This is a genomic window from Advenella alkanexedens (assembly GCF_019132845.1).
Lineage (GTDB): Bacteria > Pseudomonadota > Gammaproteobacteria > Burkholderiales > Burkholderiaceae_B > Advenella > Advenella alkanexedens.
The window spans coordinates 234,224-256,837 of record NZ_JAHSPR010000003.1 but is presented as its reverse complement, the minus strand read 5'-3'; the positions used below and the strand labels follow the sequence as shown (position 1 = coordinate 256,837).

Below are 22,614 nucleotides of genomic sequence, written 5' to 3'. Positions count from 1 at the left end.
ACCGACCGCCGACGCCTTACATCCTATCAGCACCTTGTTTCCAATGAACGGTTTGGGTGGGTGTTGTGATGCGCGATGTATTCGTCGATGTTTAACAACTCATTCAAATTTCGTTGTACAAATGAAATAAGTCCAGTTCATTCATACTGAATTTTTCAATACGTCAGATTTTGTCACAAAGCTTTCATTTTAGCCTTTTAGAGTGTTGCTAATTCTAATTTCACACAAAGGCTATTGTTTTGAATTTCAATAATAATTTCAAGTTGCTAACATTAGTGGCAGCCTTGCAGGTCTCATTTATTTCAAGTTCTTACGCAGCCAGTTTTACAGTGGCCAGCGGGGCAACAGAGACAAACAAACAAACTTTATCCAATCTTGACCTTGGTACTGTCGAGGCAGGTGGCACATTGACTACGTCAGGATCCAATGATGCGGTAGAAGTCGGTAATGGAGTATCAACCCTTGTTAATGACGGTATTATCAGCCAGACAGGGACGGGTAATGCCATTGATACTAAATCGGCCACCCCTGTTTTCATATTGGAAAACAGGGGGCTTATTGGTGCCGTGGGTGGGTCAACGATTAAGCTTGATGTTAACGGCTCCTATATCTTGAATAATAGCGGCCACATTACCCAAACGGGTACTTCAGGTTTTGGTATTGATGTTGAGGACAAAGCCCCCCATGTCATTATTAATAATGCCGTAAGCGGCTTGATTGACACCCAAGGAGGAGGGGATTCAGCGGTTATTCGATTTGACCGGAAAGCCGGTAGTTTCACGTTGAACAACCAAGGTACGATTTGGCAAAGAAATGCAGGCGGTGGCACCAGCGATACGACCAGTCGTGCGGTGATTGCCGATAAAAATTATGATACTACAGGTAATACCGTTATTAACGGTTCTGAAACGAATAGATTGGCAGTAATCCGTGCCGATTCCAATGATGCCATTCGCCTGGGTACGAACGTGACGCTAACGAATTACGGTAGCATTTTCTCTACCGGTATGGTCAATACCAGCAGTGCGGGCGATTCCGATCAGTATTTACATGGCATTTCCACGGTTGATTTCAGCGCATCTGATGGTGTAGCGATTCAGGATGAGCGCAGCAATGTAGCGATTCTCAATTATGGAAACATAACCGGTCCTCGCCATGGGATTGACGGAGGAGCACCGGTTGCCGTTTCATCCCATTTGACGGATTTGGCCAACGCCAGTTTGTCGGGCAACCATGAGCAATTGATGACAGCTCCTTTGCTTTCAATAACAGCAACGGGTCCAAACGGTGTGGTTTTTGATAAACACCTTGATGGAGTGAGCACCTCAGACGTTACCATCGCCAATCCCGTCATGATCAACTACGCGGGCAGTACGATTACCGGTAAGAATGGTTCAGGTATCGGTTTGGATGGTTACGGCGTTGTTATTAACCATGGAGACATTAGCGGCAACTATGCCGGTGAAGGGAATGTTTATTCGCATGAGGTTAACAGTCCAACCGTGACGATTAACGGGCAAACCATCACTACAAATACGAATAGCAATGGTGATGGTGACGGCGTGGATATTGACGGTGTTGCCTATATTTATAACGCCGGTAGCATTCGTGGTACGGGTGCAGGTGGGTATGACTCGGGTGGCCGTCCAAATGGTGCGGATGGTATCGCTGCCGGTGGCGGTGTCATTATCAATAAGGCAGGAGCGGAAATTTATGGTCAATCAACGGGTATCTTGCTTGATGACGGCGCGAACGGCACCATAAGTAATAATCCTGCAACCGCGCGTGATACAGGCTCTACAACAGGTGCAACGGCCCGTATCTATAACGAAGGCAGCATTATTGGCGAGCGTAAAACAGCGATTGGTTTGGTGGGTGATTACGCCGACTTGTTGGTTAATTATGCAACTGGTGTCATCGAAGGCGGTCCTGATGCAATGCGTGTGGACGAATTAGGCAGCACAACCCCTGCTGCTGCCGTACAAATGGGTGGCGGAAACGATATTTTAATTAACTATGGGTTCATTACCGGTCACAATGGTAAAGCCATTGATTTGGGTGCAGGTGATGACCTTCTGCGGCTGTTTGGGGGTAAAGTCAATGGTACCATTGACGGAGGTACAGGTAACAATACCCTTGAAACTGCGGGTACACAGTTTTTTGCCCGTGGCGATCTGCAGAATATCCAGAATATCCACATTACCGGCGGTAACACCACGTTTGGTGGAAATCTGGATGTAGAGGGTAACTTAAGCGTGAACGGAACGCTTAAGACATCTGGTGAGCAAGCTGATCGCATTATTAATGTTGGTGGTAACTATACACAAACTGCCAATGGGGTGCTAGAAGTGGGTGTAGCGGGTAAAGACCGTTCAGACCGGATCAATGTCCTGGGTATCGCAACGCTGGCAGATGGTGCAACTATTCAACCTGTCTCACGGGGCTACATTGCAAACGGTGCCAGTTACCGTATTGTTTCCAGCCTGGGTTTGGATGCGAATCCGGAAAATCTGGCCATCTGGAATCCTTCTTCATTAATGTCATATAGCCTGAACCGTTCAGGCAATGATTTGGTGTTGAATGCGATCCGGCCAATCGCGGTAACTAATGCTCTGTCTGGCAACCAGAATACAACGCTTTCAGCTTTAGATCAATTGGCTCTACAAGGAAGCCAGACAGCCGAGCCACTGCTACAGGCTGTTTCTGATTTAAACACAACAGATCAGTTATCGGACGCCTTGCGTCAACTTGCGCCTCAAACCAATGGGGCTGCCGCTAAAGTAACTCAATTAGCCACAAATTCAGTCATGTCCTCATTTTTTGATCGTATGGATGCGGTTAGAGGTAATGACTTGTCAACGGCACCTCGTGGTTTGACAACAGGAGGTAATGACAGTTATCGCTTGTGGGCCATGGGTTTAGGCGCTTGGGGAAAGCAAAAAGAGCATGACCGGCAAGATGGATTTAAATTAAATAGTGGTGGTTTGGCAGCAGGTCTTGAATTTGATCAATCCGCTAATGCAATCTTGGGTGTTTCACTGTCTGCCAATAAAGCCAAGGCCAAAGGAATCTCAAGTGCCACTGGCGATGAAGTTAAACTGGATAACTATAATCTGGGTACTTACTATAGTTACAATACTGACGCCTGGACCTTTGATGCTGCCTTGGCGGTGGGTTATAACGATTATAAAAGCGAGCGGCGAGTACGGTTTAACGGATTCGACAGCACTGTGAAGGGTGATTATTCTGGCTGGAATGTTAGTGGACGTGTAGAGTTTGGGCTTCCCTTTCAAATTGCGCCTAGTTGGAATGGACGCTGGCTGGCAGGCGTTCGTGCTAACCGACTCAGGACAGATAGTTATACGGAAGAGGGTAACAGCGCAATTGCACAGCATATCGACAAATTGACGACGACTTCTGTTCAATCGGTATTGGGTGCAGAACTAAATCATCAGTTTGAGGATCAAGGTAGTTTGCGCTTCCGTGCCCGTTACCTGCATGAGTTCCGTGATTTGCCTGATGTGAGTGCCCGTTTTGTATCGGGTGGAAACACGTTTAACCTGTCGGGTGATGACCTTTCCCGTAACAGTTTTGAGTTAGGGCTTGCTTACCGCGCTTTGGTACGTGAAGGGATGTCTGTAATGGTAGGTTATGATGCCGAGTTAAGTAAACGGACGACGGTGCATAAAATTACTGCCCGTGCAGTCTGGGAATTTTAAGGTTAACTGCCAAGCAATAATGCATGCGTCCATGAGCACTTGGTTTATGAACGCATGCATATGATTGCATCAATCTTTAATATAGCCCAATGAAGTACTCAGCTGCCGTGCTTCTTCCTGCACCTGACGGCATATTATTCCGTTCACGCTGGCATCAAACCCGCCCGTAGCGCCCAGGGCCGTGATAACGGCGCATAACTGGCCGGCATAATTATAAACTGGGGCTGCGACTGCACTGATACCCCTTAAATTGGTGTCTTTCACAATCGCACAGTTGCGTTTTTGTACTTCTTCACGCAGTTGATTGATAAATATTTCGGGGTCATTGATTTTTTCAGTATTTAATGAAGTGGTCGTTTTACTTATCTCTTCCTGTGCCAGTTGCCGAACCAGCCTGTCATTTTGCAGGCCCAGAAACACCCGTCCGGTTGCCGAGGTTAATAAAGGCAGGACAGAACCCACTCGCACGTTCACGGTAACTGGCAGACTGGGTTCTTCAAAGCGCACAATAACCGGCCCTTTATTGCCCATCACGGCAATAAAACTGGTGACTTCAAGTTCTTCCCGCAGACGGATCAGGGCCGGTTCGGCCAGGCGAATAGGGTCTGACTGGCGCATGGCCGAAAGACCGATGAACATGGCTTCAAGGCCAAGACGATATTGCTGGGTTTCGGGATCCTGAATCACCAGTTCCTCTTCGATCAGACTGGCCAGGTAACGGTGCACCTTGGCCGGGTTCTCATTCAGATAGGTGGACAGTGCAGTTAGGCTGGCACTGCCACCTATTCTGGCTAATCCTTTCAAGACGGCAAATCCCGTTTCTGCCGCCTGTACCCGCTGCCTGCGGTCAGGGATGTGTGGTTTTTCGGTTGTTTTCATGGTCAGATTCTGGTCATTATTGATGATCGAGGCCTATAGGCTATAAGGCATTTTACAAAAAAAGTCCTTGATACAGGTTATCCCGAATACAAAAATTACGCAATGCGTATATGATTTACGCAGGAAGGATATTGAACACTAAGGAGACTTTTCATGAATTTCTTAAAAAAGGCCTGTCTGGCCGGACTTTTATCTGTCACGACATTGGGATTAACGGCAGCCAATGCCAGTGCATCCAATTACCCCGAGAAGCAGGTTCGCTGGCTGGTGCCTTATCCGGCCGGTGGTGGTTCGGATTTTTTGGCACGTACCATTGCCCAGCCTTTAGCTGAAAAAACAGGTCAAACCGTATTGGTTGATAACAAGCCGGGGGGCAATACGTCTATTGCAGCCGTGGAAACCGCTCGCTCAACGCCCGATGGCTATACCGTTCTGTCAGCGGATAACGGCACGATGGTTTTTAATTCTGCACTTTATAAAAACTTAAGCTATGACCCGGTCAAAGATCTGGAGCCCGTTACCCTAATGGGCAAGTTTCCCATGATCCTGATCGTTTCTCCAAATTCCGGCATTAACTCGGTTGAGGAATTCGTTCAGAAAACCAGGGAAAATCCCGGTAAATTGAATTACGGCTCAGCCGGTGCTGGCAGTCCGCATCATTTGGCCATGGAACTGCTCAAAGAAGAAGCGGATATTGATATTGTGCATGTTCCTTATCGGGGTGCCGCGCCTTCCCTGTCAGATGTGGCCGGCGGTCAGGTACAGGCAATGATGGTGGATTTGGCCGCAGGTGCCGGCTTTATCAAAAGTGGCAAGGTCAAGGCACTGGCCGTGGCAAATGGATCACGGCTTTCACAATTGCCAGAAGTTCCCACTTTTGCAGAAGCGGGATACAAGGAAGTAGAAGCGGCAGCCTTGGTGGGTATGGTGGCAACAGCAGGAACACCAAAAGATACTATTGCAAGCTTAAATAAAAAAGTGGTTGAAGTTATCAACGAGCCCGTTGTGAATAAAAAGATGATTGATTTCGGGATTGAGCCTGTGGGCAATACACCGGAAGAATATGAAGAACTGTTGAACAATGAACGGGAACGTTGGCATAAGTTGATCAGTGATCTGAAAATCACACTGGATTAATCTGCGTTCATAATTGGTATAAATTTAAAATTTATACCAATTATTCAATATTGAAATAATTAAAGAGGCAAATGAAATGAATCAATTAGCTACTACCGGTATTTCCCGCTGTCCGATTGACCACGGTGCATTCGGTCATGCACAAAGTAATGGCAAGCCCGCATCGGCAAATGGATGTCCGGTTAGTGGCCGGGCAGCGGAATTTGACCCATTCAGTAATGATTATCTGCAAAATCCACCTGAATACGTACGTTGGGCACGCGAAGAAGAACCCGTTTTCTATAGCCCCAAACTGGGTTACTGGATTGTGACCCGTTATGAAGATGTGAAAGCCGTTTTCCGTGACAATAAAACTTTCAGCCCCTCTATTGCCCTGGAAAAAATCACGCCAAACAGCGATGAGGCCAATGCCATTTTGGCTTCTTACGATTATGGCATGGGCCGTACGCTGGTTAACGAGGACGAGCCTGCGCATATGGCGCGCAGACGCCTGCTGATTGAGCCATTCACGCCTGAAGCATTAAAACACCATGAGCCGCTAGTCAGGAAACTGGCCCGGGAATACGTAGACCGTTTCATCAATGATGGCAGGGCCGATCTGGTTAACCAGATGCTTTGGGAAGTGCCATTAACCGTTGCCCTGCATTTTCTGGGCGTTCCGGAAGAGGATATGGATATGCTGCGCAAATATTCCATTGCGCACACGGTCAATACGTGGGGACGGCCAAGTCCTGAGGAACAATTGAAAGTGGCACATGCAGTGGGTAATTTTTGGCAACTGGCGGGGAAAATTCTTGAAAAAATGCGTCAGGATCCTGATGGACCGGGCTGGATGCGTTATGGCATTCGTTTGCAGAAAGACCATCCTGATGTCATAACCGATTCTTACCTGCATTCCATGATGATGGCCGGTATTGTGGCTGCGCATGAAACCACGGCCAATGGTACGGCCAATGCCTTGAAAGTATTGCTGGAGCACCCCGATGCCTGGCAGGAAATTTGTGAAGATCCATCGCTCATTCCCAATGCGGTGGAAGAGTGCTTGCGTTATAACGGTTCTATTGCCGCCTGGCGTCGATTGGTTACCTGTGATACCAGAATAGGTGATGTGGATATCCCTGCCGGCTCAAAATTATTGATGGTTTCTTCATCGGCCAATCATGATGAACGCAAGTTTGAAGATGCGGGTCATTTTGATATCAGACGTGAGAATGCCAGTGAACAGTTAACCTTTGGTTATGGATCACATCAATGCATGGGTAAAAACCTGGCTCGCATGGAGTTGCAGATTTTCCTTGAAGAGTTCACACGTCGTTTGCCACATATGAAACTGGCGGAACAAACTTTTCATTATCTGCCAAATACATCATTCCGCGGTCCCGAGCATTTATGGGTGGAGTGGGATCCGGCCCAAAACCCGGAAAGAAAAAATCCCGGGATACTGGATTTGCAGGCCCCCTTGCGTTTGGGTGAGCCTTCCGCCAGTGCGATCAGCCGTCCGGTAGTTGTACAGGAAGTACAGTGGGTAGCCGAAGATATTTTAAAATTGAAATTAATTTCACCGGATGGAAAACCGTTACCACGCTGGACGCCCGGAGCACATATTGATATTGAATGTGGCGATACCGGTATTTCCAGGCAATATTCATTATGTAGTGATCCGGCAGATACCAGTTGCCTGGAAATCGCCATCCTGAAAGATCCGGAAAGCCGTGGCGGTTCGGCATGGCTGCATGAAAATATAAAACCGGGTGATCGTGTCCGTATTCGTGGTCCGCGCAATCATTTTCGCATGGATTCCAGTGCTGAAAAAATCATATTTATTGCCGGTGGCATTGGTATTACTCCCATCAGTGCGATGGCCCGGGAGGCCAAGCAGCGCGGCATCGATTATGAAATCCATTACAGTGGCCGCTCAAGGTCATCCATGTCTTTTCTGAATGAGCTTGAGGCCCTGCACGGTAACCGCTTGCATGTTTATGCCAAAGATGAAGGAAATCGTAATGATTTTGCCAGGTTGCTGGCTACACCGGATGCAAAAACGCAAATCTATGCCTGTGGTCCTGAAAGAATGTTGGAAGGCCTGGCACAATGTTGTGAAAACTGGCCTGAAGACGCCTTGCATGTTGAACACTTCCATTCTGTGCTGGGTGAACTGGATCCTTCCAAAGAACAGGCTTTTGAGGTTGAATTGAAAGACTCGGGTATTAGCTTGACGGTGGCTGCCGATCAGACGCTCCTGCAGGCTTTGCAAGGTGCCAACATAGACGTGCAGAGCGATTGTGGCGAGGGTTTATGCGGTTCTTGTGAGGTTCGTGTTTTACAGGGAGACATTGACCATCGGGATGTTGTATTGACCCGTTCCGAGAAGGAAGAAAGCAGAAAAATGATGGCTTGCTGTTCACGTTCAGCAAAAGGAGAAAAACTGGTTCTTGAACTTTGAGGCTAGTTTAACAACAAGCTTTTCATTGCCTGCATTACACTATTTTTTGCCCAAGACAAACAGTGTAATGCAGGCATATACCCGACTGATTTAGTCTACTATTGATGCACATCAAGGGAATTCAAAGCGGTTTATGCAAGAATGCTCAGCATATATGCAAGGATATCTCTCAATGAATGACACGCCCACACTTTCAAATGCTGTTCAGCAAGCATCAGTTTCAAAAGATCCCATCACCGCCTATGACCAGATTCGGCAACGTTGCCCTGTTGTGCACGATGAACGCTTGCACTGGACACTTTTCAAACATGAAGATGTGATGAACGTCTTGAATGATCCCCAAACATTCAGCAATGCCGTTTCCCGGCATGTCTCGGTGCCTAATGGACTGGATCAGCCTGAACATACTATTTACAGGGCACTTATTGAGCCGTTTTTCAATGAATCACGTATGGCAGCTTTTGAACCGGTATGTCAGGAAATTGCTGCTGAGCTGGTGCGGCAATCGCATCAAAACCAGGAATTTGAATTTATTTCGGGATTTGCACAAATTTATGCAGTGCGGGCGCAATGCGCCTTTTTAGGCTGGCCGGAATCATTGCATGAACCTCTGAATCAATGGGTTCGTAAAAATCATCAGGCCACCCTGGCCCAGGATCGCCAGGCTTTGTCAGAAATTGCTGTTGAATTTGATGGTTATATCCGCACTTTGCTTGAAGAACGCCGCAAGGCAGGCATTCATGCCCCTGATGACTTAACAACGGCGTTAATGCGTGAAACGGTTAATGGCCAGCCCATCAGCGATGAAGCTATTGTAAGCATTTTGCGTAACTGGACCGTAGGTGAATTGGGCAGTATTGCCGCCTGTCTGGGAATACTGGTTAATTACCTTGCCAAAAACCTGAAGTTGCAGCATCAACTGCGTTACAAGCCCAAATTACTTCCTGCTGCCATTGATGAAATCCTGCGTATTCACCCCCCTTTGATTGCCAGCCGTCGTGTAACCACCCAAGCGGTAACGGTTGCAGGCCATCACATTGAAGCGGGTGAGCGTCTAACCCTGCTGTGGGCATCCGCCAATCGCGATGAAGCGGTATTTGGCAAGCCCGATGAGTTTCGTAACGACCGTGAGCCATCACAAAACCTGCTGTATGGGGCCGGTATTCATGCCTGTCCGGGTGCTCCGTTGGCCAGGCTGGAATTGCGCCTGATTATGCAAGAACTGTTAAAAGGCACCAGCCGCTTTGCCTTGGGAGAAAATACAGAACCGGTGCATGCCATATATCCGGCTGGTGGTTTTGATTCCCTGCCCATCAAGCTGGTAATGGAAACCTGTTGCGGTGCCTGTAGTTAATCGACTTCAGGCTACGCGATATCATGGCCTGTTAAAAATGGCCCAGGAAAACAGGAGCAATATTTTTCTTAATCCACAAGAAAAATATTGCCCTGGATTCAATTTTGATGAATACGCCCTTAAATTTATAAATATTCTAAAAATCAGGGCTTTGGACTACATTAAGTCAAGCAGCTGGAACTATTTCCGGGCATGTATTGAATAAATAATATTAATGGAGATCCAAGTGGGTAAAGCCGAAGTCACAACAAACTTGCAGGTACAAAACAATAAAAAAATGTGGGAAGCCGATTCAATTGCCATCATTGGTGCTTCCAATGATCCTTTGCGCATTGGCGGTCGTCCCATTTCTTATATGCTGCAGCGTAATTATGCTGGCCGGATTTATCCCGTCAATCCCAAACAGGAAACCGTACAGGGCCTGAAAGCCTATCCTGATGTGGACAGCCTGCCTGAAACCCCCGAAATTGCCATTATTGCCGTATCAAGCCGTATGGTCATCAAGGCGGTAGAGGACCTGGGTAAACGTGGTACACGTCTGGCCGTGATTTTGTCTGCCGGTTTTTCCGAAGTGGGTGAAGAAGGCAGGCTCATGCAGGAAGAGCTGATTGCCACAGCAAAAAAACACGGTATTCGCGTGTTGGGACCCAATACCCTGGGTTTTTATGATGACCGTCAGGGCCTGTTCTCAACTTTTTCCTCCGCCTTTGAACTGTACTGGCCTTTACCCGGCTCCATTGCAATCGCCAGCCAGTCGGGAGCTTTCGCGCTGCATATTTTCTGCTCTGCCCGAAACCGCGGCATCGGTATTCCGCTTTGTGTCACCACCGGCAATGAAGCCGATATCAATGTGGCCGATGCGATGATTGATATGGTGCTTGATCCCCAGATTCAGGTCATTGGTGTGTACCTGGAAGGCTTGTCGAATGCGGATAAATTCATTGAAGCATTACGGTTGGCCAAGCAGCATCGCAAGCCGGTGGTGGTCATGAAAGCCGGTCGCAGTGAAATTGGTCAAATGGCGGCACAATCCCATACCGCCTCGATTGCCGGTGATGACGCTGTCTTCAATGCTGTTCTTGAAGAATATGCGGCCGTTAGGGCATACAGTCCCGATGAGTTTCTGGATATTGCCTATATGGCCACAAAAAAGATTTATCCGGAAAACAATGCAATGGGCGTGATCACAGTTAGCGGTGGCGCTGGCATCCTGATCAGTGATGCCGCCGAAGATCTTAATTTGCCCATGCCTGAACTGGAAGAAAGCGCCCAGGCATCACTTAAAGAAGCCTTGTCCTTTGCCGCCGTCAAGAATCCGGTGGATTGCACCGCCCAGGTCATTAATCAGCCTGAACTGGCTGACCAGTTCCTTTCAACCATGCTGGATACCCAACAGTATTCCTCCATTCTGGCTTTTTTTGCCCATGCAGCGGGAACCGCTTCCATCGAGGCCAAACTGCGTCCGGAACTTAAAAAGGCGGTTGATAAACATCCCGATCATTTGTTTGTCCTGTCTATTATTGCCGAGAAAGATACGATTGCCCGTTATGAAGCGGATGGGTTTGCGGTGTTTGAAGACCCAATCCGTGCCACCAAGGCCATTCATCATATGGGCGTTTTGGGTACGGCCTTTGCCAGGCCAGATGCCCTCATTCCCTTTGAAAAGAAAACCGTTGCCGCGCTTGCCAGCACACCTGACGAAGCCCAGGCCAAGCTTATCCTGGAAGAGGCGGGTTTGCAGGTCATTCCGGAAGGAATTGCCCATGATGCGGCAGAAGCGGCACACCTGGCGGATAAATTCGGCTTTCCCGTTGTCATGAAAATCCTGTCACCCGATATCAAGCATAAATCTGAAATAGGTGGCGTTATTCTTAATGTGTCCAGTATTGCCGAGGTGCATGAAAGTTATGCCTTGCTCTTGCAAAGAGCCGCTGAAAAAGCGCCTTCCGCCAATATTACCGGTGTCCTGGTTGCCAAGCAGGTAAACAATGCCGTTGAATGCATTATGGGTGTCAAAAACGATCCGGTATTTGGTCCCGTGGCCATGTTCGGTCTGGGTGGCATTCATGTGGAAGTATTAAAAGATGTGGTTTTGCATCGCTGTCCATTCAGCCCTGAAACAGCCCGGAACCTGATTCTCAGTATCCGCAGTGCGGCCATTTTGCAAGGCGTGCGTGGCAAGCCGGCGGTTGATATTGACGGGCTTGCCGGGCAGCTGTCACGCCTGTCTGTTTTTGCCGCCCAGGCACAGGACCAGATCAAATCGGTGGAAGTCAATCCGATTCTGGCGGTTCCTGGTGAAAAGGGCTGCTACGTTGCCGATGCACTCATAGAGGTTTAATAAAAGTACTGGTTCCCACGCAGGAGCGTGGGAACCAGGTAAGCTCGTAATATGCAACTATCAGGCGATCTTCAGCGCTTTCAGAATGGCAAGACGCTTTGTCATGAATTCACTGGCCTGGATCTTCAATTCGGCGATGTTGGCATCGACCGTTTCCAGTGTTTTTCCATCTTTAATCAGACGTTGGCCTTGCATCGCTAATAAATCCCAAACAAACCGGGCCTGTTCGTGTGGCTGTTTATGATTGTTTTGCAGGGCCAGCAAGAACAGTTGTTGAAAGCGGGATACGCCAATGCCACCGCCTGTGACCGGACTGGCCAGATAATTCAAGTCGTTGCTGCCACGCGCCTTGGTCATTAAATAGTTATTCAGGCGCTTGGTCCTTTCATGAGCAATGTTTATGGTCGCTTCATCCTGGACAGCCATCAGGGTATTGTTACTGGCAAGAACCATCACGGCTTGTATGATCTGGGCGAAGGTGATACTGCTTGACTTAAGAGCTTGCTCCAGCTGACCCAGTGATTGGGGTTGGTGGTTTGCCAGCTGATCCAGGATGGGGTTATAGATGGCTTCTTGCAGTGTGGCCTCACCCAGGTTACTGTTAATCTTGAGACTGACCTCATTTCTTGGCAATACCAGGATAATCTGTTGCGAACGCAATGCCTCAATTTGTTCCAGTGGGCTGAGACGGCGTGCCCCCTTGACCCAATAGTCTTTGCGGAATTGTTGATTGACACAAAAATCACGTGTGGTTTGGCGAAACATGGGGTCGGGGATGCTGGCCAGCAGTTGTTGTTGTTCGGTAGTCAGGTTGACCGCATCAATCGCATCCAGGTAGTTGGCTGAACAGGCCCATTGCAGTTTTGCCGGTTCCAGCCATTGCGCCATTTTGGCAAAAGCCATGGGTTCCCAGTCACGGTTGAAATACTCGTGGGCCACATAATGACGATCCTGTTCTTTGATTCTTTTTATGCGTTCGGCGATTTGCGGATTGGCGCGAGCATAAGAAGGGTTGGCTGCCAGTAATTGTTCGGCAAAAGTCAGGGCACTATCAATACGGCTGATGATACCCGCACCGTCGGAACCCAATACCTCGGCGTGCTCGGTGAGCAGATCCCGCATGGGTACCATGGCGGCCCAGCCAGGTTGCGTGTTGTAGCTAATGTAAAGTACGCCGCCCACTTTCAGCTTACGGCGCACAAAATCAACGATGACATTACGGTTTTCATCACTAATCCAGCTCCAGATTCCATGAAGACCAATGTAATCAAACTCTGGCAAGTCGGATCGGTTGCAAAACCGGGTAAATGACTCATCAAAAAGCTGTGCCTTTGACTGGGCGATGCCTGCCAGTTCCTGGGCAAAACTGGCTTGTGCCGGGTTGAAGTCGGTACCTGCCCACTGAACGACACTGGCCGAGGCATGCATATTTGTGCTCATGCCTTGGCCAAAACCAAGCTCGCACGCGGTTCCCACTTGTGGTGGCACCAGGCCTGCATTTAAAAAAGCCAAACGTACACGCAGTGGGTTGAGTTCGCTGTAATAGCCATAGGTATAGCCAATGTCGGCAACATAACCAGCAGTCCAGTCAGACATAAAAAAGAGCCTCTCGAATGTAATTATTGATAATAGAGATTTCATTTTTACATACTTTTCATTTGGCTGAAAGCATTAAAATGACAACTATTCTTAGGATGGATAGCCACTTGGAACAAGTCATAAAAAAACCGCATCCGAAGATGCGGTTTCCTGTTTTCATTCCGGTTTGTCAGCGAAAGACAAACCGGAAAATGACTGCACTGGGATTACTTGTGCGTCAGAATGGCGTCATTGGCCGCTTTGTTCATGTTGCGGGTAATGTACCATTGCTGGGCAATCGACAGGATGTTGTTCACAACCCAGTAAAGCACCAGACCGGCCGGGAACATGAACATCATGGCACCAAATACCAGCGGCATGAGCATCATGATTCTGGCTTGCATTGGATCAGGCGGTGTTGGGTTCAGCTTGATCTGCAGGAACATGGTGGCCATCATGATGGCTGGCAGGATGAAATACGGGTCACGTGCCGACAGGTCGGTAATCCAGCCGATCCAGCCGGCATCACGCATTTCCACACTGGACAGCAAAACACGATACAGGGTCAGGAAGACCGGGATTTGGATCAGGATCGGGAAGCAGCCGCCCAAGGGGTTGATTTTCTCGGTACGGTACATTTCCATCATGGCTGTGTTCAGCTTCTGGCGATCATCTCCGTATTTTTCCTTCAGGGCCTGCATGCGCGGGGCCACATTTTTCATTTTGGCCATGGAGCGGTAGCTGGAGGCCGACAATGGGTAAAGGATCAATTTGATAATGACGGTCAGCAAAACGATCGTCCAGCCCCAGTTGCCCACCAGTGAATGCAACCAGGTCATGAAGGTGAACATGGGCTTGGCAAGAATGGTTAGCCAGCCATAATCAACCACCAGATCCAGGGAAGGAGAAATGGCCGCCAGGGCCTTCTGGTCTTGCGGGCCTATCCACAGGGTGGATTGGGTGGCAACCGTACTGTTGGGTGCAATGTTACCCAATGGCTCTACCGCACTGATGGCATACAGGGAATTGGAAACCTTGCGCATGTCGATATAACGCTCTTTGCCTTCCTCGGGTACCCAGGCAGTCACAAAGAAGTGTTGAATGACACTGATCCAGCCATCATCTGCCGATTTGACGTAATCGGCATTTTTCTTGTCGATTTCAGAAAAGGACACTTTCTGGAAGCGTTCTTCATCGGAATACACGGCCATACCCGTAAAGGTGGGGTAGAAGCTGGAGCTGCCGGCCGGATCCTGGCTGTCACGGGCAATTTGCAGGTACAGAGAAGGTGACTGAGACTCGGTGGCAGTGTTGGTGACTTCGTCCTTGACGTCGATCCGGTAGGAATTGCGATGGAACGTATAGGTACGGGTAACCTTGATGCCGTCGGACTCGGACTCAAACACCACGGGCAGGGTATCACCGGTCATGGTGGTTTCAGTGGAAACCATTCTGAAGGGGGTATTCTGGTCGGGGTAACGCTTGTTAATTCCCTGTGGTGCAACCAGACCGCTTTGTACAATATATTCTGCGGTTGGAGAGTTATCCAGCAATACGATTGGCTGGTCACGGTTTTCTGTGGAAGGATACTTCAACAATTCCGCATACACAATCTGTGCACCAATTGAATCAAAATTCAATTTGAAAACATCGGTGGTGATGGTGATTTTTTCCGAGGCAACGGCAGGGGCTGCGGTTGATGGAGTGCTTGCAGTACCGGCAGGCGTGGCCGCATTGGGAACGCCAGGGGTACCTGAGGCCGGATTGGAAGTGGTTTCGGATTGGGGAGCCTGGCCAAACAGGGATGGCTGACCATTATAGGTTTGCCAATTATTCCAGATGGCGAAGACCGAAAATACAAAAATCATCCAGAGGATGGTGCGTCTAATATCCATTTAACCTGATCATTATTAAGCGGTTAGTAAAGCTCGTCAGTTTAACCCAGCTAGGGGTATAACACCTGAATTTAAAACAAATCTTTGGGAAAAAGACTCTTCTCAGGCGAGGAGCGGCCAGAAACAGGAGGAACAGGATCATGCCCACCCCGGCACCATGGGTTACAGCGACAGATCCGGTGCGTACCCAGATACAGCCCTTTGGCGGCACCGTGGGTTTCAATGGCTTCAATCATGTATTCGGAGCAGGTGGGCGTGAAACGGCAGGAACGTCCGATCCAGGGACTTAAAAAATATCGGTAGAACCGGATAGGTGCTATGAGTATTTTCTTGATCATGCCGATTTGGCCTTTGCAAAATGAGTGTCGATTTCTTTCCGTATGGTTATCTTGAGTTCGGTAAGGGTACAGGGAGTAACCTTGCCATGCAGGCGAATAACGTAATCGCAGGCAGGTAACTCATGGCGGCAGTGCCTGAAAGATTCACGGGCAACCCTTTTAATGGCATTGCGGGTAGTGGCTTTGGCGGCAAACCGTTTGGCGATAACAAGCCCCAATCGGGCGATTGGTTCGGGAAGGGGAGAGACGGGTTTGGCTTTGCTAAGCGTAAACAAAGCCCCTCGAGATACACGTTTGCCTTTCAGGGCATTGGTGAACTCTAAGGGGCGGTGCAGTCGCGCCGCTTTGGGATAGGTGGCGCTTGGCATGCTTAGGAACCGGGACGATCAGAAAATACAACCATGTGTTTAACGAGTAAACACACTTTCTGTTCAACCTGATTATTAAATTGTAATCAGCTGGGATTAAACAGCTAAACGCTTGCGGCCTTTTGCACGACGTGCGTTAATAACTGCGCGGCCGCCACGTGTTTTCATGCGAACGCGAAAGCCGTGTGTGCGTTTACGGCGTGTGACTGATGGTTGGTATGTACGTTTCATGGAAATTCCAAATATAAAGAGCTAAGAGCTTGTTCAGGACCCTTTTCAGTATTTGAAACTATCAAAGATACCCAAAAATGACCCAAACGGTGTAAAGAATTTTGTAAAGCCTTTTATTTCATCAAATAATTGGTGATTAGTCAATGATTTAGGCTGAATTCCCGTAATTAAAACATAAAATCTGTTCTTTTTCTGAAAAGAATGCACTTTGTGGAAAATTTCCCGTGAATTAATCAAGTTGTGGATAACTTTTTGCTTGTCAGGGTAAAATAGAATGTTTTTATCGTAGATCGTATATGAAAGAGTTTTGGCAATCCTGTATCCAGGCATTGGCGCAGGAACTTCCTCCCGAGCAAATGAAAGCGTGGGTGCTTCCGCTGGCTCCTCTTGGTTTTGATGAAGAACTGGGAGAGCTGCGTATTTCTGCGCCTACGCCAATCAAGCAGAACTGGGCCAAAACCAATTACACGGCGCGAATTCAGGAATTGGCATCCCAGTGGTTCAACCGCCCTGATGTCAGGGTCATGTTCCAGCTGGTGCGTGCCAACCAGGTGCCACCTGTCATGTCTGCCGCAGCACCTGCGGTAACACTGGCACCCGCACCGGCTACACCAGTCCCGGCAGCGCCCGTTACGGGTACCCAACCGTTTGGTACAAGCCCCGAAGTCATTATAGAGTCCGCTTCGCCCAATACGCCGACCCCGGCTTCATTTGGCAATACTGAAACCGAAGACTTCATTTACAAGCGTTCGCATATCAACCCCAACCTGACTTTCGAAAGTTTGGTGGTGGGCCGCTCGAACCAGCTGGCCAATGCCGCGTCGGCACAAATTGTCGATAAACCGGGCGTCTCAGCCTATAACCCGTTTTTTATTTACGGCAGTACAGGTTTGGGTAAAACCCACCTGATGCATGCCATTGGCAATGCCCTGATCAAGGCGGGCAAGGTCAACCGGGTAAGGTATATCCACGCCGATCAATATTACTCGGATCTGGTCAAGTCATTCCGCACCAGTACCTTTGATGAGTTCAAGCGCTATTACCATTCGCTCGACCTGTTGCTGATTGACGATATCCAGTTTTTCCGCAAGAAAGACCGTACCCAGGAAGAGTTTTTCTACCTGTACGAAACCATGGTGGCGCAAAACAAGCAAATTATCATCACATCCGATACCTATCCGCGTGAATTACAGGATATCAGCAACCGCCTGACATCGCGTTTTGATTCGGGCTTAACCGTTCATATCGAACCCCCCGAGCTGGAAATGCGGGTGGCCATTTTACTTCGCAAGGCCGAAGAAAAGCCGGGCATTATCCTGAAAGAGGAAGCCGCGTTCTTTATTGCCAAGCATTTGCGCAGCAACGTTCGTGAACTGGAAGGAGCACTCAGTAAAGTGTCTGCCTATGCCGGTTTTCATGGGCTGAAAACCTTTACGGTTGAAGTTTGCAAGGAAGCGCTTAAAGATCTTTTATCTGTCTCCAATGGTCAGATTACGGTTGAGAATATCCAGAAAACCGTGGCGGATTTTTATAAAATCAAAGTTCAGGAAATGTATTCAAAACGGCGTCCTGCCAATATCGCAATGCCAAGGCAAATTGCCATGTATCTGGCCAAAGAGCTGACCCAGAAAAGCCTGCCTGAAATTGGCGATCTGTTTGGTGGACGGGATCACACAACTGTTTTGCATGCCGTACGTAAAATAACCGAAGCACGTGTGAAAAATGCAGAGTTGAATCACCAATTACACGTGTTAGAACAAACCTTAAAAGGATAATCATGCAATTGCTACAAGCTACCCGAGATGCTGTACTCAAGCCGCTGTCGACAGTGGCCGGTATTGTTGAACGCAGGCATACCATGCCCATTCTGGCAAATATCCTGTTGCGAAAAGAAGGTAACCGTGTTGCATTCATTGCAACCGATCTTGAGGTCCAAATCACTACACATGCCGACTTTGGCGTAGGTGATGATGTGGAATCCACGACGGTTGCCGCACGTAAATTGCTGGATATCTTGCGGGCTCTGCCCAACACCGGAGAAGTCAAGCTGGGCCTGAACGATGGAAAAATGACCGTCAATGCCGGCAAAAGCCGCTTTGCCCTGCAAACACTGGACGGTGCCGAATACCCAACGGTTGCACAGCCCGAAAGCTGGAACCTGAGCCTGTCCATGCCACAAAGAACCTTGCGCAAGCTGTTTAATATGGTGCACTTTGCCATGGCCCAGCAGGACATCCGCTATTATCTGAATGGCATGCTCATGGTGTTTGAGGAGGGTATGGTTCGCACCGTCGCCACCGATGGTCACCGCCTGGCCCATGCGGCCGAAGCGGTTGAAAGCATTGGCGAGCGTCACGAGGTTATTGTCCCACGTAAAACCGTTCTTGAAATGCAGCGTCTGCTGGATGAAAGCGATGAGCCCGTTACCATAGACCTGGCGGCTGGCCAGATCCGTTTCACTTTTGGTGATGTGGAACTCATTTCCAAGCTGGTGGAGGGTAAATTTCCCGATTTCAAACGGGTCATTCCAACCGACTATACCCGTAGTTTCAATATCAATCGTGAAGCCTTGCAAAGCAGTCTGCAACGTGCAGCCATTCTAACGACTGACAAGCTCAAGGGTGTCAAGCTGCATCTTGAAAACAATCTGCTGCAAATCTCATCCTCCAATGCCGAGCAGGAAGAGGCAAGGGAAGAAATTGAAGTAAATTATGAATTTGAACCCATTGATGTTGGTTTCAACGTGAGCTATTTGCTGGATGTCCTGGCCATGGCAAAAACCGAAGAAATCACCTGGTCTGTCAAGCCGGATGTCAATGCATCCGCACTTATCAGCCTGCCCGAGGAAACAGAGTTCAAATACGTTGTTATGCCAATGCGCATTTAATCAGGCCATTATCAAAGTTCCGGCCTTGTCATGGCCGGATATTTTCCTGTTCCCAGCAGTCGATCAAGATTTTTAAAAGCGTTATTCCATTATGTCTGAAAATACTCCGAACACCCCGAATCAAGGTTACGGTGCCGAATCCATCAAAATGCTCAAGGGCCTTGAGGCTGTCCGCAAACGTCCCGGCATGTATATTGGAGACACATCCGATGGCACAGGTCTTCACCACATGGTGTTCGAAGTTGTCGATAATGCCATTGACGAAGCCCTGGCTGGCTATTGTGATGATATCGTTGTCACCATTCATACCGACAACTCGATTTCCGTTACCGATAATGGTCGCGGCATTCCCACCGACATTCACAAAGAAGACGAGTTCCATCGCAGTGCCGCTGAAATCGTGATGACCGAATTGCATGCCGGTGGTAAATTTGACCAGAACTCCTACAAGGTGTCCGGTGGTTTGCATGGTGTGGGGGTCTCATGCGTGAACGCCCTGTCAGAATGGTTGCGCCTGACCATTCGTCGTAATGGCCAGGTTCACCAGATTGAATTCAATCGTGGTGAACGGGTTGAGCCCCTGAAAGTGGTTGGTACCACCGACAAAACCGGTACCAAAGTACACTATCTGGCAGACAGCACCATTTTTGACAATGTCGAATACCACTACGAAATCCTCTCCAAGCGCCTGCGTGAACTGTCGTTCCTGAATAATGGCGTCAAGATTCGTCTGGTTGACGAGCGCCAGGGCAAAGAAGAGGATTTTGCGTTTTCAGGTGGGGTAAAGGGTTTTGTTGAATACATCAACCGTACAAAAACCGTCTTGCACAGCAATGTCTTCAATGTATCTACCGAATCAGATGCCGGTGGCACCCCCATTACGGTTGACGTTGCCATGCAATGGAACGACAGCTACGGTGAAAGCGTCCTTTGCTTTACCAACAACATCCCCCAACGTGATGGCGGTACCCATTTAACCGGTTTGCGCGCTGCCATGACCCGCAGCCTGAACAAATACATTGCCGATAATGAAATGGCCAAAAAAGCCAAGGTTGACACCACCGGTGATGACATGCGTGAAGGCCTGACCTGTGTGTTATCGGTCAAGGTGCCCGAACCCAAGTTCAGCAGCCAGACCAAAGACAAGCTGGTCTCCAGTGAAGTGCGTCCGGCCGTCGAAGAAGCGGTTTCACGTACGCTTGAAACCTGGCTGCTGGAAAATCCCAATGATGCCAAGGCCATTTGCGCCAAGATTGTGGAAGCGGCCCGCGCCCGGGAAGCGGCCCGTAAAGCACGTGAAATGACACGCCGTAAAAGTGTGCTGGAAGGTGCCGGCCTGCCCGGTAAGCTGGCCGACTGCCAGGAAAAAGACCCGGCAAAATCTGAACTGTATATTGTCGAGGGTGATTCTGCGGGCGGTTCAGCCAAACAGGGTCGTGACCGTAAGTTCCAGGCCATTCTTCCCCTACGCGGTAAGGTGCTGAACGTGGAAAAGGCCCGTTTCGACAAATTAATCGCCAGCGAGGCCATTACCACCCTCATTACGGCACTGGGTACCAGCATTGGCCCCGATTTCAATATCGACAAACTGCGTTATCACCGCATCATCATCATGACCGACGCGGACGTTGACGGCGCGCACATCCGTACCTTGCTGTTAACGCTGCTGTATCGTCAAATGCCCGAACTGGTTGAAGGCGGTTATGTATATATTGCCCAGCCACCATTATACAAGGTCAAATTTGGACGCGAAGAACGCTATCTGAAAGATGCAGCCGAAGAAGCCGAATTCATGCAGCGGGTTGCCCTTAAAGATGCCGGCCTGATTCCACATCAAGGCGCAGAGCCCATTACCGGCGAGGATCTTGAAACACAGGTTCAGCTTTATGTCTCGGTCGACCAAGTGATCGAGCGCCTGTCCCGCATCATGGACGCTGCTGCCCTGTCAGCCATTGCTGAAGGGGTCCAGATTAATCTGGATAACGCGGAAAACGCTGCGAAATCGGCCCGTGACCTGCAAGAGGCCCTGTTTGACCCGGCCATGCCACATGCTGTTACCGTAGAAGCGGAATATGATGCTGAGCTGGATAAACACCGTTTGGTTCTCAAACGCATTCATCATGGTAACGTTCGTGTGTGTGTGTTTAACCAGGAATTCATGGGTAGCAAGGATTATGCCGTCTTGTCCCGTTCAGCCGAGACCCTGTCAGGGCTGGTTGGCGAAGGTGCGCTTGTGTATCGTGGAGAAGGTGAGCGCCGCAAAGAGCAGTATGTGAACGATTTCCGTGAGGCCGTTCAATGGCTGCGCAGCGAGGCCGAACGCGTGGTAACCAAACAGCGCTATAAAGGTCTGGGTGAAATGAATCCCGAGCAGTTGTGGGAAACCACCATGGATCCTTCGGCACGTCGTCTGCTGCGCGTCAAGATTGAAGATGCGATTGCGGCTGACAATGTGTTTACAACCCTTATGGGCGACCAGGTGGAACCGCGCAGGGAGTTCATTGAAACCAATGCGCTGATGGCGGCTAACCTGGATATTTAATATTTGTTAGTTTCGGGAATAGTTGGCCAGGTTTTATAAATAAGTTGGCTAACGAGGTTTTGGGACATTAAGCGGCTGCCTGAAAAGGTAGCCGTTTTTTATATGAATACGTGGGTCGACCGTTAATCAACGGTCTTGAATCGTCAATATTTGACATTGCTTTATTAAAAATAATGACTACTGATAGTCATATGGTTTAACCTAACAAATTAATCCAGCAAAAAGGAGTGAAATATGGCTTCCCATCACGTAATTACCAAGGACTACCCTGAGAATCTTAGCGGCGGTATTATGGTTTGTGGCATTAATTTTGGGTATTCGGCTGAAGAAGAGGCTTTGGATGCGCAAGGTAAAACAAAAGCGCCAGAGCCCTTATCTTTTTTTTCTGATGAAACGATCAATAACACCCGCTTTCGCACTCGTGTATTGAATTGGTTGTCCGGTTGGGGAATTCAGCTGGAAACGCAGCCTGGTAAAGAAGGCCCTCGTGAGCGCGCTTTTTGGCAAACCAACTGGTCGGACACACAGACACGAAGTGTTGATAGCCACGAAAAAATCAATTTTGAAACCTTGGTTAACGATGCTGACGGTATTTTGGAGCTCATCGAACAGCGGCGCCCATCGGTGATTATTTTTGTAGGTAGTCAATTAATTGAAGCATTGAACGATATCCGGTTACGTAAGCGTGTTGAGACAATTCTTGGGCCAAGGCCTGGTAATGCCCAAATTGTACGTTCTAAACCAGGTAGTAATGGCAGCACTTTCAAGATGCTTCTCCAGACTTTTGGTGACACATCAATAGTGTCTTTGCCGCACCCGCAGACAATTGGGTTAACAAATGAACAGGTCGCTTCTTTTTCGCTTCCCGAAGAAGTTAGGGCAAAAATATTACGTTGATATCT

Annotated in this window: 15 protein-coding genes; 9 read left to right on the top strand and 6 right to left on the bottom strand. The window is 48.8% G+C overall.

Features of this window, described 5'->3' with window-relative positions:
- Nucleotides 1-239: 239 nt before the first annotated feature.
- Entirely contained in the window at nt 240-3,719 is a 3,480-nt protein-coding gene (locus tag KU392_RS05640) for an autotransporter family protein (protein ID WP_217734817.1), read from the top strand.
- Nucleotides 3,720-3,788: 69 nt separating this feature from the next.
- Here KU392_RS05640 and KU392_RS05635 read toward each other — a convergent pair whose 3' ends face one another.
- The gene (locus tag KU392_RS05635; protein WP_217734816.1) at nt 3,789-4,598 is read right to left on the bottom strand and encodes an IclR family transcriptional regulator; all 810 of its coding nucleotides are present in this window, start codon (nt 4,596-4,598) and stop codon (nt 3,789-3,791) included.
- Between the two features lie 153 nt (nt 4,599-4,751).
- On the opposite strand from KU392_RS05635, the gene KU392_RS05630 reads away from it, so the two are divergent.
- From KU392_RS05630 to KU392_RS05615, 4 genes are all read left to right on the top strand, one after another.
- Nucleotides 4,752-5,735 (top strand): Bug family tripartite tricarboxylate transporter substrate binding protein, encoded by a 984-nt coding sequence (locus KU392_RS05630; RefSeq protein ID WP_217734815.1) that lies wholly within the window; start codon nt 4,752-4,754, stop codon nt 5,733-5,735.
- A gap of 76 nt (nt 5,736-5,811) precedes the next feature.
- Nucleotides 5,812-8,178: a cytochrome P450/oxidoreductase gene (locus KU392_RS05625; protein ID WP_217734814.1), complete on the top strand. Its 2,367-nt coding sequence runs from the start codon at nt 5,812-5,814 to the stop codon at nt 8,176-8,178.
- 172 nt (nt 8,179-8,350) lie between these two features.
- Entirely contained in the window at nt 8,351-9,532 is a 1,182-nt protein-coding gene (locus tag KU392_RS05620; protein WP_217734813.1) for a cytochrome P450, read from the top strand.
- A gap of 226 nt (nt 9,533-9,758) precedes the next feature.
- The gene (locus KU392_RS05615) at nt 9,759-11,873 is read left to right on the top strand and encodes an acetate--CoA ligase family protein (protein WP_343212404.1); all 2,115 of its coding nucleotides are present in this window, start codon (nt 9,759-9,761) and stop codon (nt 11,871-11,873) included.
- A 60-nt stretch (nt 11,874-11,933) separates the two neighbouring features.
- On the opposite strand, the gene KU392_RS05610 is transcribed toward KU392_RS05615, so the two are convergent.
- The 5 genes from KU392_RS05610 to rpmH all read right to left on the bottom strand — a co-directional run bounded on the left by KU392_RS05610 (nt 11,934) and on the right by rpmH (nt 16,283).
- Nucleotides 11,934-13,469 carry a class I SAM-dependent methyltransferase gene (locus KU392_RS05610; RefSeq protein WP_217734812.1) on the bottom strand — a complete coding sequence of 512 codons (1,536 nt, stop codon included), beginning with the start codon at nt 13,467-13,469 and terminating at the stop codon, nt 11,934-11,936.
- Between the two features lie 209 nt (nt 13,470-13,678).
- On the bottom strand, nt 13,679-15,346 hold the full coding sequence (gene yidC / locus KU392_RS05605) for a membrane protein insertase YidC (protein ID WP_217734811.1): 1,668 nt from the start codon (nt 15,344-15,346) through the stop codon (nt 13,679-13,681).
- A 71-nt stretch (nt 15,347-15,417) separates the two neighbouring features.
- Nucleotides 15,418-15,684: a membrane protein insertion efficiency factor YidD gene (gene yidD / locus KU392_RS05600; protein ID WP_169292895.1), complete on the bottom strand. Its 267-nt coding sequence runs from the start codon at nt 15,682-15,684 to the stop codon at nt 15,418-15,420.
- The gene (rnpA, locus tag KU392_RS05595; protein ID WP_169292896.1) at nt 15,681-16,052 is read right to left on the bottom strand and encodes a ribonuclease P protein component; all 372 of its coding nucleotides are present in this window, start codon (nt 16,050-16,052) and stop codon (nt 15,681-15,683) included. The genes yidD and rnpA overlap by 4 nt, the downstream gene beginning before the upstream one ends.
- Before the next feature lie 96 nt (nt 16,053-16,148).
- Nucleotides 16,149-16,283, bottom strand: coding sequence for a 50S ribosomal protein L34 (gene rpmH / locus KU392_RS05590; protein WP_006578231.1), 135 nt, complete (start codon nt 16,281-16,283; stop codon nt 16,149-16,151).
- Between the two features lie 296 nt (nt 16,284-16,579).
- On the opposite strand from rpmH, the gene dnaA reads away from it, so the two are divergent.
- The 4 genes from dnaA (at nt 16,580) to KU392_RS05570 (ending at nt 22,609) form a co-directional block, all read left to right on the top strand.
- The gene (gene dnaA / locus KU392_RS05585) at nt 16,580-18,058 is read left to right on the top strand and encodes a chromosomal replication initiator protein DnaA (protein WP_169292897.1); all 1,479 of its coding nucleotides are present in this window, start codon (nt 16,580-16,582) and stop codon (nt 18,056-18,058) included.
- A 2-nt stretch (nt 18,059-18,060) separates the two neighbouring features.
- Complete coding sequence (gene dnaN / locus KU392_RS05580) at nt 18,061-19,170, top strand: DNA polymerase III subunit beta (RefSeq protein WP_169292898.1); 1,110 nt, start codon at nt 18,061-18,063, stop codon at nt 19,168-19,170.
- Between the two features lie 91 nt (nt 19,171-19,261).
- Nucleotides 19,262-21,712, top strand: a complete 2,451-nt coding sequence (gyrB, locus tag KU392_RS05575) for a DNA topoisomerase (ATP-hydrolyzing) subunit B (protein WP_217734810.1) — start codon at nt 19,262-19,264, stop codon at nt 21,710-21,712.
- A gap of 234 nt (nt 21,713-21,946) precedes the next feature.
- Nucleotides 21,947-22,609, top strand: coding sequence for a hypothetical protein (locus tag KU392_RS05570; protein WP_217734809.1), 663 nt, complete (start codon nt 21,947-21,949; stop codon nt 22,607-22,609).
- Nucleotides 22,610-22,614 lie beyond the last annotated feature (5 nt).

Coding starts and splice junctions, on each gene's coding strand:
- gyrB (WP_217734810.1), top strand. CDS start 19,262: ATGTCTGAAAATACTCCGAACACCCCGAATCAAGGTTACGGTGCCGAA.
- rpmH (WP_006578231.1), bottom strand. CDS start 16,283: ATGAAACGTACATACCAACCATCAGTCACACGCCGTAAACGCACACAC.
- KU392_RS05625 (WP_217734814.1), top strand. CDS start 5,812: ATGAATCAATTAGCTACTACCGGTATTTCCCGCTGTCCGATTGACCAC.
- KU392_RS05635 (WP_217734816.1), bottom strand. CDS start 4,598: ATGAAAACAACCGAAAAACCACACATCCCTGACCGCAGGCAGCGGGTA.
- yidD (WP_169292895.1), bottom strand. CDS start 15,684: ATGATCAAGAAAATACTCATAGCACCTATCCGGTTCTACCGATATTTT.
- KU392_RS05630 (WP_217734815.1), top strand. CDS start 4,752: ATGAATTTCTTAAAAAAGGCCTGTCTGGCCGGACTTTTATCTGTCACG.
- yidC (WP_217734811.1), bottom strand. CDS start 15,346: ATGGATATTAGACGCACCATCCTCTGGATGATTTTTGTATTTTCGGTC.
- KU392_RS05620 (WP_217734813.1), top strand. CDS start 8,351: ATGAATGACACGCCCACACTTTCAAATGCTGTTCAGCAAGCATCAGTT.
- KU392_RS05610 (WP_217734812.1), bottom strand. CDS start 13,469: ATGTCTGACTGGACTGCTGGTTATGTTGCCGACATTGGCTATACCTAT.
- KU392_RS05570 (WP_217734809.1), top strand. CDS start 21,947: ATGGCTTCCCATCACGTAATTACCAAGGACTACCCTGAGAATCTTAGC.
- rnpA (WP_169292896.1), bottom strand. CDS start 16,052: ATGCCAAGCGCCACCTATCCCAAAGCGGCGCGACTGCACCGCCCCTTA.
- dnaN (WP_169292898.1), top strand. CDS start 18,061: ATGCAATTGCTACAAGCTACCCGAGATGCTGTACTCAAGCCGCTGTCG.
- dnaA (WP_169292897.1), top strand. CDS start 16,580: ATGAAAGAGTTTTGGCAATCCTGTATCCAGGCATTGGCGCAGGAACTT.